The organism is Caulobacter sp. P1_B12_2 (assembly GCF_056406675.1).
Genome location: NZ_JBFTZS010000286.1, coordinates 1 through 8,744, shown reverse-complemented (window position 1 = coordinate 8,744; position 8,744 = coordinate 1). Strand labels below are relative to the sequence as shown.

Sequence of the window (8,744 nt, the reverse complement as noted above, 5' to 3'; positions counted from 1 at the left end):
GCCAAGGGGCCGGCGTTGCGGTAGGGCCTACAGACGGGGACACGCCGCAAGGGCATGTCCCCGTCAGCAAACTTGACCATCGCCCCGCTGCGTCCCATCCCTTGGCCGATGAAAGCACTGCCCGCCCTCAAGCCCGACTCCGAGGACATGCTGCATCTCGACGCCCTGCGCATCGTCGGGGCGCTGATGATCGTGGTGTTCCACTTCAACCGCTACATCAACCTGGATGGGCGCTGGCAGGTGGCGGACGACATGATCAAGGGCTTCAGCCTGATCGTGGATCTGTTCTTCCTGATCTCCGGCTACGTGATGGCGGCGATCTATACCGGCCGGCTGAGCGGCTGGAACAAGTACGGGACCTTCCTGAAGAAGCGGGTGGCGCGGCTGGGGCCGCTGCACTGGGCGACCATGCTGGTGTTCGTCGGCGTCTGGGCGGCCGGGGCGATGGGCTGGGGCGGCGATGTCGACCCCAAGCGCTACGACCTGGCCTGCATCGCGCCCAACGTGCTCTTCGTCCATGCCTGGCATACCTGCCACAGCCAGACCTGGAACTTCGTCAGCTGGGCGATCAGCGCCGAGATGGGGATGTACCTGGCCCTGCCGTTGTTGTTCTGGATCACCGGGCGCGGGCGGATCGTCACGGCCCTGGTGACGGTGGCCAGCTTCCTCGTGCTGCTGCTGAACCCCGACGGCGAGATGCCCTTCCACCAGTGGACCTGGAACTTCGGCGTGCTGCGCGCCGTGCCGGGCTTCCTGCTGGGCATGCTGGCGTTCCAGCTGCGCGACGTGCTGGGACGGCTGCCGTTCGCCCGGTTCTGGATGTGGGGCCTGCTGGCGGTGTTCCTGGTGGCCTCGACCTTGCGGATCGAGCGGACCCTGCTGCTGCTGATCGTCTACGCCCTGGGCCTGGCCGGCGTCGCCGCCGACGCGGCCGGTCATCAGGGCGGGGTCAGCCGCCGCCTGGCGCCCTGGGCCCAACTGAGCTTCAGCCTCTATCTGCTGCACCCCATCGCCCTGAAGATGGGGATCAACTGGATCGGCGTGGCCGACTGGGGCCTGACCGGCGACGCCCTGCGGCTGTGGGTGCTGTTCTGGGTGCTGGCCCTGATCCCGCTGGCCTATTTGTCGCTGGTGCTGTTCGAGCGGCCGGCGCGGGACTGGATATCTAACTTCACCCTCTCCCGGAGGGAGAGGGAGGGACCCGCCGCGTAGCGGTGGGAGGGTGAGGGGTTAGGGACGGTTGACGGCGTGCCGGCACTCCGGCTGGCTCACCACCCCCTCACCCTCCCAAGCTTCGCTTGGGCCCCTCCCTCTCCCCATGGGAGAGGGTTTCAAGTGAGCGAATCCACCCACGCCGGCAGCTCCCCGATCGACCCCAGCTCCGCATATCGCGCATGCTCCTTCGGCGCGGTCGCCGCCTCGTGCGCCCAGACCAGCGGGTAGGGGATCAGCGCCGCCCAGGCGCCGGCGTCCAGGGCCGGGATGATGTCGGACTTCACCGAATTGCCGGCCATCACCGCAGCTTCAGGCCCGGTGCCATGGCGGGCGAACACCCGGCGATAGGTGTCGGCGTCCTTCTCGGACACGATCTCGACGGCGGCGAACAGGTCGCCCAGGCCCGAGGCGGCCAGCTTCTGCTCCTGGTGCAGCAGGTCGCCCTTGGTGATCAGCACCAGGCGGTAGCGCTCCGACAGGGTGGCCAGGGCCTTCTCGACGCCGGGCAGGGGCTCGACCGGCTCGGTCAGCATCTCGCGGCCGGCGGCCAGGATCTGGCGGATCACCCCGATGCTGACCTGGCTGTCGGTCAGGTCCATCGCCGTCTCGATCATCGACAGGGTGAAGCCCTTGGCCCCGTAGCCGTAGAGCCGCAGGTTGCGCTTCTCGGTCTCGGCCAGCTTGGCGTCGATCTGCTCGGCGTCGCCATAGGGCGCCAGCAGCTCGACGAACCGCTTGTGGGTCAGGCGAAAGATGGTCTCGTTGTGCCAAAGGGTGTCGTCGGCGTCGATGCCGACGGTGGTGACGGGCATGGAAGGCTCTCCGGGTCTTGGCCGGGTGATACGCCGCCGCGTCGCTCCAGGCAAAGGCGGCTGAAGGCGATCAGTCTTCTTCGCCGCCGTCCTGGCCCTCGTCTTGGCCGCCATCCTCGATATCGACCTGGAACGTGCGCTCTTCGAGCTTCAGACGCTCCTGCTCGAACCTGTTGGTCAGGTGCAGCATCTGCTCGGTCAGGTTCGCCGAAACGACCGTGGCCGGTTCTTCGGCGGCGTCATCATAGGAATGGGTCATTCAAACACAGGCACAGTTGGAGCGCCCCCGCCCACGCCTGTTCAAACGATGTCGGCTAGCCGACGTTCCTACGGCCAAGATAGGTTTTTGCGCGCTAGAGGCTCTGCGCCACGAAGATCGCCGCGCTGACCGGGACGGCGACCACGAGCAACACGCGCAGGCTCGTCTCGACCAGACCGAACCAGCTGGTGGCGGCGGTGGGGGCGATGCGGGCGACGAGCGTGCTCATGGGGTCTACTCCTTGAAGCTCGACCATGAGCCTCAAGACCTTAACGCGGGTCTGCCGCCGAGGGATGCCGCGCCGCGACAAGTTGTTCCAGGTGTGGCGCCGAAGAGACGGTGTCGGCGGCTGAAGCCATCAGGTCAGAAGGCCTATCAAAACGTTCGTCATTCCGGGCCWTGTGCCCGCCACACCCCCGCACCTGCGGCGGACGGAGGGGTTCCGGGCACAAGGCCCGGAATGACGGAGCTTTAAAAAGCCGCCGGATCTGGATGTCGTAGGCGTCTAAGCCCAGGACGGCGGCGGCTGCTGCCTGTCCGGCTGTGGCGGCGGCCTGACGCTGGCGCAGGCGGGGTGAGCCTTGAACACCCGCTTCAGCGAGGCGGGAAACCGGTGCAGGGCCGAGGCGGGCCGGATTGGTCGGGCGGACAGGTCGCCGCCGCAGTTGGGGCAGACCCCGGAGAATCGGATCTCCACGCACTCGACGCAGAAGGTGCATTCGAAGGTGCAGATCCGCGCGTCAGGGCTGTCGGGCGGCAGGTCGCGATCACAGCACTCGCAATTGGGACGCAGTTCGAGCATGGGCCGTCCTCCCAGGTTCTTATGCTTATTGTGGCGCTTAACCCTTCCAGCATAGGGGCTTGGGGGCTTCCCGCGCGAGGGGACTCTTTCGCCGATCACGGGAATGTGGGCGGGCGCCCCGACTCCCGTGATCAGAGGGGTTGACCCCCCCGTCGCATGCCCCTAGACACGCCGCCGTTTGCGCGGCGGGTTGGGGTTACCTCCGACCCGCCTTTTTGCGACAATGATCGGCCTATTCCGGCCCCGCGTTTCTGGAGGCGCTTTCCGAGATGTCCCAAGACCTTCTCCCCGGCGTCACTGGTGTTCTGGCCCTGGCCGACGGCACGATCCTGCAAGGCGTGGGCTGCGGCGCGACCGGCGATGCGGTCGGCGAGGTGTGCTTCAACACCGCCATGACCGGCTACCAGGAGATCCTGACCGACCCCTCCTACATGGCCCAGATCGTCGCCTTCACCTTCCCGCACGTGGGCAATGTCGGCACGAACGTCGAGGACTTGGAGCAGATGGCCGGCGGCGCCGAGACGGCCGCCCGCGGCGCGATCTTCCGCGACGCCCCGACCGACCCGGCCAACTGGCGCGCCAACAGTGACTTCGATGGCTGGATGAAGCGTCGCAACATGATCGGCCTGTCGGGCGTCGACACCCGCGCCCTGACCCGCAAGATCCGCGAGACCGGCATGCCGCACGGCGTGATCGCCCACTCGCCGACCGGCCAGTTCGACCTGGACGCCCTGGTCGCCAAGGCCAAGGCCTGGGCCGGCCTGGAAGGCCTGGACCTGGCCAAGGACGCCTCGACGACCCAGACCTTCACCTGGGACGAGGGCCTGTGGTCGTGGCCGGAGGGCTACGCCAAGCTGGACAAGCCCAAGTACGAGGTCGTGGTCCTGGACTACGGCGTCAAGCGCAACATCCTGCGCGCCCTGGCCCATGTCGGCGCCCGCGCCACGGTGGTGCCGGCCAGCACCTCGGCCGAGGACATCCTGGCCCGCAATCCGGACGGCGTGCTGCTGTCCAACGGCCCGGGCGACCCGGCCGCGACCGGCGCCTACGCGGTGCCCGAGATCCAGAAACTGGTCGCCAGCGGCAAGCCGGTGTTCGGCATCTGCCTGGGACACCAGATGCTGGCCCTGGCGGTGGGCGCCAAGACCGTGAAGATGGAACAGGGACACCATGGGGCCAACCACCCCGTGAAGGACCTGACGACCGGCAAGGTCGAGATCGTCTCGATGAACCACGGCTTCACGGTGGACAGCGCGTCCTTGCCGCAAGCGGTGACCGAGACCCACGTCTCGCTGTTCGACGGCACCAACGCCGGCATCGCCCTGACCGACAAGCCGGTGTTCTCGGTGCAGCACCACCCCGAAGCTTCGCCGGGGCCGACCGACAGTTTGTACCTGTTCGAGCGGTTCGCGGGCCTGATGGACGCCGCGAAGTAATAACCTTCACCTTCTCCCAGAGGGAGAAGGAGGGGCCCGCGCCGAAGGCGTGGGAGGATGAGGGGTTAAGACGTTAACCGGCGAGCCGGCAGGGCGTTCGTGTGAACTGCGGTGAGGGTGTAACCCCTCACCCTCCCACYGCTGCGCGGCGGGCCCCTCCCTCTCCCTCTGGGAGAGGGTTTCTAAAAGGGCGAGCCCCTAGGTCCCGAACTGAATGAACGGGACCTTGTTGAACAGCTCGCGCTCGGCCCCGCGCGGGTCGTCTTCCATGTGCGTGGTGTTGTCGAACACCAGGGTCTGGCGCTTGGGCAGGGTGTAGGGCTCCCAGGCCGGGATCGACGGGTTGTTCGGGTTGCCGGTCCGGGCGAAGGCGACGAACGTGTCGGCCAGGCGCTCGTGCATGGCCACCGCGTCCGGGCCTGAGCCGGTGATCACCCCGGGCGCGTCGAAATTGCCGAACACCAGCTGCATGTCCAGCGTATGGGGCGCGCCCCAGAAGCCGCCGTCCTTGGGCGCGCGCCAGTCCAGCTGGTAGGCGTAGGCCGGGGCCCCGGCCCTGGCCCGCTCCTCGTCCTGGATGATCGCGGCCTTCCACGAGCGGCCCGCGGTGCCGGCGGCGAAATAGACGTCGGACGGCGTGTAGTTCGGATAGATCTTGCGATAGGCCGCCACCACCGTGGCCGGGTCGATGTCGACCCGGGCGTTGAACTGGGCCGGCAGCTTCTCGATCACCTGCTCCCAGGTCAGGGTCATCAGGCTCTTGTCGTAGCCGACGAAGCCGCGCGTCTCGTCGTGGGTGTTGCCGCACATCATCGGCACGTCCAGGCTCTGGGGCGCGGCGTCGGGGAAGAACGGGTGGCGGGTCAGCGACCGCTCGTCCAACACCGGACCCATATAGACCCCGCCGCTTCCGGCGATCGGGTCGACGGCCTTCAGGCCCGCCAGGAACTGGTCGGCGGGCAGGGCGCGCAGGGCCGCCAGGTCCTTGACCCCCAGCTTGTCGATGAAGCCCTTGGCGCGCTTGGTGGCGTTGAACGGGCCGGCGGCGGTGACCTGCTGGCCGCTCATGGTGGCGGCGCGGTGGAACAGGCCCTTGGCGGCCGGCATGGCCATCAGGGTGGCGATCTTGGCCCCGCCGCCCGACTGGCCGAACAGCATGACATTGCCGGGATCCCCGCCGAACGCGGCGATGTTGTCGCGCACCCATTGCAGGGCCAGCACCAGGTCCAACTGGCCGGTGTTGCCGCTGTCGGCCACCGACGGATCGTTGAACAGGCGCGCCAGATACAGATAGCCGAAGGCGTTGAGCCGGTGATTGACCGTGACCACCACCACGTCGCCGCGCTTGGCGAGCTTGGTCCCGTCGTACCAGGGGCTGGCCCCCGAGCCGGTGTTGTAGGCGCCGCCGTGGATGTAGAACATCACCGGCCGCTTCTTGCCGTCGGCCAGGCCTTTCTTACCCGCCGTAGTGGGCGTCCAGATATTGAGGAACAGGCAGTCCTCGCTCAGGGCCTCGCCCTCCTCGCCCTTGCCCTGCGGGCAGGCCGCGCCGAAGGCCAGGGCGTCGGCGACGCCGGTCCAGGGTTTGGGCGGCTGGGGCGGCATGAAGCGCCCCGCTCCCCCGGTGTCGGCGCCGTAGCGTAGGCCCTTGAACACCTGGACGCCGGCGCCGACCGCGCCGCGCACCTTGCCGTGGGTGGTGGTCACGACAGGGCCCGGCTTGGCGGCCAAGGCCGGGGTCGAGGCCAGTGCGAGAGCCGCGCCCGCGCCGGCGATCAGGCCGCGACGATCGAGGTTGAGATGGTCCATGAGCGTCCTCCAGGCGCGGTTGGGCTCGCGCTCGGCGGAATCGCTACCACGGTTCCTGACACCGGTGACATCCACTTTTTGGGGGCGGTGCGTCAGACGGAGACCCTCTCCCGGAGGGAGAGGGAGGGGCCCATTGCGGAGCAATGGGAGGGTGAGGGGTTTAGATGTCCGACGGCGTGCCGGCAGGGTTTTGGCGAGAAATTGGTAAGGGCGTCACCCCTCACCTCCCAACCGCTGCGCGGTCGGGCCCCTCCCTCTCCCCTCCGGGAGAGGGTGCAGTTAAAGCCCCGCAACCGCCTTCGCATGCGCTCGCACCACCGCCAGCGTCGAGGCGTCCGCGTCGAAGATCCCGAACAGGCCCTGTTCCTCCTGCGGGGGATCGCCGACGTAGGAGCGGTCGCCCATCTTGAACCAGGCGTCGGCGTGCTGGGCGCGGCCCTCGCCGTTCCAGGCCCAGAAGTTGGTCCCGGCCAGCGGTCCGCCGGCCTTCATGTCGGCCAGCACCAGGCCGTAGATCACGCCGTAGAACCGGTCGCGGTCGACGGTGGCGCCGCCAGGCGCGAAGGCGCGGCCGTCGCGGACCAGGCCGAACTCCTCGATCACCAGCGGCTTGTTCAGGCCCTTGGCGATGGCGATGTGGCGGGCCACGTAGTCGCGGCACTGGGCCTCGCCGGCCGCATAGGTCGCCGGCTGGTTCTTGGGATCGATCCAGCCCCAGTTGTTGGGCCAGATGTGCAGGGTCAGATAGTCGATGCTGGCCGGCTTGTGGGCCTCGACCACGCAGGCCTCGCGCTCCAGGCAGCCCTTGGCGCCCTCGCTGCCGGTGGTGACCAGGTGGCGCGGATCCAGCGACTTGATCAGGGCCGAGGTCTCGGCGATCCAGCGATAATAGGTGGGCAGGTTGGCGACGCCGAACGCCTCGCTGCCGCCGGGACGCGGCTCGTTGGCCAACTGCCAGGCCATGATCGTGGGATCGTCGCGATAGGGCTTGCCGGTGATGCTGCTGACCCGGCCGACCAGGGCGCGCAGGTAATGCTGGAAGAGGGCTTGGGCTTTGGCGTCGCCGTAGAAGCGGGCCGAGTAGTCGGCGAACTCCGGCCAGGGGTGGGCCGGGTCGCCCTGCTGGAACCACTGGCCGTTGCCGGTCCAGCGCAGATAGGCCGGCATGCCGCCCGACCAGTCCCAGAAGTTGTTGACGTAGATCACCGCCTTCATGCCGCGCTGGGCCATCTGGGCCAGCACCACGTCCAGCCCCTTGAGCAGGTCCTGGTCGTAGTCCTCGCCCGGGCCGCGGAAGGTGGGGGAGATCGCCACCTTGGCCGGCGAGGTCTCGCCCGCGCCCAGGATGCGCAGGTTAGTGACGCCCAGGGCCTTCAGCCGGTCCAGCTCTCGGCCCAGCCGCGCGACGTCGCCCGACACGCCCGGCGAGCCCAGCCAGGCCGCGTACCAGAGGTTCGCGCCGACGAAGCGGTAGGGCTTGCCGCCCAGGCTGAGGCGGCCGTCGCGGACGGTGACGAAGCCGGGGGAGGGCGTCCCGGCCGGGGCTTGGCCCGCGACCATGGCGGCGGCGCCCGCGACCAGCAGATGGCGTCTCGAAAGCATGTCGGCCTCCCCGTGTTTTGGCGCAGCCTAACGGGAGGGGACGGCGCGGGGAAAGGGATTAAGGAAAATCGTTTTCAGAAAGGCGCGCGGTCCTCATGCGAACCGCTTGGCGCCGGCCACGCACAGGACGATCACGGCGGTGACGGCCACCATGCCGAGGGCGACGGGTTCATGCAGAAGCAGTCCCGCCAGCGCCAGGCCGAAGAACGGCTGGAGCAGTTGCAGTTGTCCGACCTTGGCGATGCCGCCCAGGACCAGGCCGCGATACCAGAACACGAAACCGACCAGCATGCTGAAGACCGACACATAGGCCAGGCCGAACCAGGCCGGCGCGCCGATCCCGCTCCACGTCCTGGGCAGGGTGGCGAGCGCGATCACCGCCGTGAGGGGAAGCGCCAGAACCAGCGCCCAGCAGATCACCTGCCATCCCCCCAGTCTGCGGGACAGAACCGCGCCCTCCGCGTAGCCCAGGCCGCAAGCGACGACCGCCGCCACCATCAGCAGGTCGCCCGTCAGCGACCCCGAACCGCCCTGCGAGACGGCGAAGCCGACGACCGACAGGCTCCCGGCGATCGAGAAGATCCAGAACGCCGGCTTGGGTCGCTCGCCGCCGCGCAGCACCCCGAAGGTCGCCGTCGCCAGGGGGAGGAGGCCGATGAAGACGATGGAATGGGCCGCGGTGACATGCTGCAGCGCCAAGGCCGTCAGCAACGGAAAGCCGACCACGACGCCCAGCGCCACCACCAAGAGGGCGCGGACGTCGGAGCGGGCTGGGCGCTTCTGCCTCAGCGCCAGCAGCAGGATCACGC

General features: G+C 68.5%; 9 protein-coding genes. 2 read left to right on the top strand and 7 right to left on the bottom strand.

Features of this window, described 5'->3' with window-relative positions; all coding sequences use genetic code 11:
- The first annotated feature begins 108 nt into the window (after nucleotides 1-108).
- Nucleotides 109-1,212 (top strand): acyltransferase family protein, encoded by a 1,104-nt coding sequence (locus AC1DZ6_RS16945; protein WP_477098316.1) that lies wholly within the window; start codon nucleotides 109-111, stop codon nucleotides 1,210-1,212.
- Between the two features lie 119 nt (nucleotides 1,213-1,331).
- Here the strand turns inward: AC1DZ6_RS16945 and AC1DZ6_RS16940 are convergent, their stop codons facing one another.
- From AC1DZ6_RS16940 to AC1DZ6_RS16925, 4 genes are all read right to left on the bottom strand, one after another.
- Entirely contained in the window at nucleotides 1,332-2,027 is a 696-nt protein-coding gene (locus AC1DZ6_RS16940; protein ID WP_477098315.1) for an HAD family hydrolase, read from the bottom strand.
- Nucleotides 2,028-2,097: 70 nt separating this feature from the next.
- Complete coding sequence (locus tag AC1DZ6_RS16935; RefSeq protein WP_477098314.1) at nucleotides 2,098-2,286, bottom strand: hypothetical protein; 189 nt, start codon at nucleotides 2,284-2,286, stop codon at nucleotides 2,098-2,100.
- Between the two features lie 94 nt (nucleotides 2,287-2,380).
- Nucleotides 2,381-2,515: a hypothetical protein gene (locus tag AC1DZ6_RS16930; protein ID WP_477098313.1), complete on the bottom strand. Its 135-nt coding sequence runs from the start codon at nucleotides 2,513-2,515 to the stop codon at nucleotides 2,381-2,383.
- Between the two features lie 276 nt (nucleotides 2,516-2,791).
- Complete coding sequence (locus AC1DZ6_RS16925; protein WP_477098312.1) at nucleotides 2,792-3,088, bottom strand: DUF1272 domain-containing protein; 297 nt, start codon at nucleotides 3,086-3,088, stop codon at nucleotides 2,792-2,794.
- Nucleotides 3,089-3,357: 269 nt separating this feature from the next.
- On the opposite strand from AC1DZ6_RS16925, the gene carA reads away from it, so the two are divergent.
- Nucleotides 3,358-4,524 carry a glutamine-hydrolyzing carbamoyl-phosphate synthase small subunit gene (gene carA / locus AC1DZ6_RS16920; RefSeq protein WP_477098311.1) on the top strand — a complete coding sequence of 389 codons (1,167 nt, stop codon included), beginning with the start codon at nucleotides 3,358-3,360 and terminating at the stop codon, nucleotides 4,522-4,524.
- Nucleotides 4,525-4,722: 198 nt separating this feature from the next.
- On the opposite strand, the gene AC1DZ6_RS16915 is transcribed toward carA, so the two are convergent.
- The 3 genes from AC1DZ6_RS16915 to AC1DZ6_RS16905 form a co-directional block, all read right to left on the bottom strand.
- Nucleotides 4,723-6,333, bottom strand: a complete 1,611-nt coding sequence (locus AC1DZ6_RS16915) for a carboxylesterase/lipase family protein (RefSeq protein WP_477098310.1) — start codon at nucleotides 6,331-6,333, stop codon at nucleotides 4,723-4,725.
- A gap of 279 nt (nucleotides 6,334-6,612) precedes the next feature.
- Nucleotides 6,613-7,935 (bottom strand): glycoside hydrolase 5 family protein, encoded by a 1,323-nt coding sequence (locus AC1DZ6_RS16910; RefSeq protein WP_477098309.1) that lies wholly within the window; start codon nucleotides 7,933-7,935, stop codon nucleotides 6,613-6,615.
- Between the two features lie 93 nt (nucleotides 7,936-8,028).
- Nucleotides 8,029-8,744, bottom strand: a 716-nt coding sequence (locus tag AC1DZ6_RS16905) for a DMT family transporter (RefSeq protein ID WP_477098308.1), incomplete at its 5' end; no start/stop codon positions are given.

Bases quoted from the DNA above. Each gene is read 5' to 3' on its own strand.
- AC1DZ6_RS16945 (WP_477098316.1), top strand. From the start codon at position 109: ATGAAAGCACTGCCCGCCCTCAAGCCCGACTCCGAGGACATGCTGCAT.
- AC1DZ6_RS16940 (WP_477098315.1), bottom strand. From the start codon at position 2,027: ATGCCCGTCACCACCGTCGGCATCGACGCCGACGACACCCTTTGGCAC.
- AC1DZ6_RS16935 (WP_477098314.1), bottom strand. From the start codon at position 2,286: ATGACCCATTCCTATGATGACGCCGCCGAAGAACCGGCCACGGTCGTT.
- AC1DZ6_RS16930 (WP_477098313.1), bottom strand. From the start codon at position 2,515: ATGAGCACGCTCGTCGCCCGCATCGCCCCCACCGCCGCCACCAGCTGG.
- AC1DZ6_RS16925 (WP_477098312.1), bottom strand. From the start codon at position 3,088: ATGCTCGAACTGCGTCCCAATTGCGAGTGCTGTGATCGCGACCTGCCG.
- carA (WP_477098311.1), top strand. From the start codon at position 3,358: ATGTCCCAAGACCTTCTCCCCGGCGTCACTGGTGTTCTGGCCCTGGCC.
- AC1DZ6_RS16915 (WP_477098310.1), bottom strand. From the start codon at position 6,333: ATGGACCATCTCAACCTCGATCGTCGCGGCCTGATCGCCGGCGCGGGC.
- AC1DZ6_RS16910 (WP_477098309.1), bottom strand. From the start codon at position 7,935: ATGCTTTCGAGACGCCATCTGCTGGTCGCGGGCGCCGCCGCCATGGTC.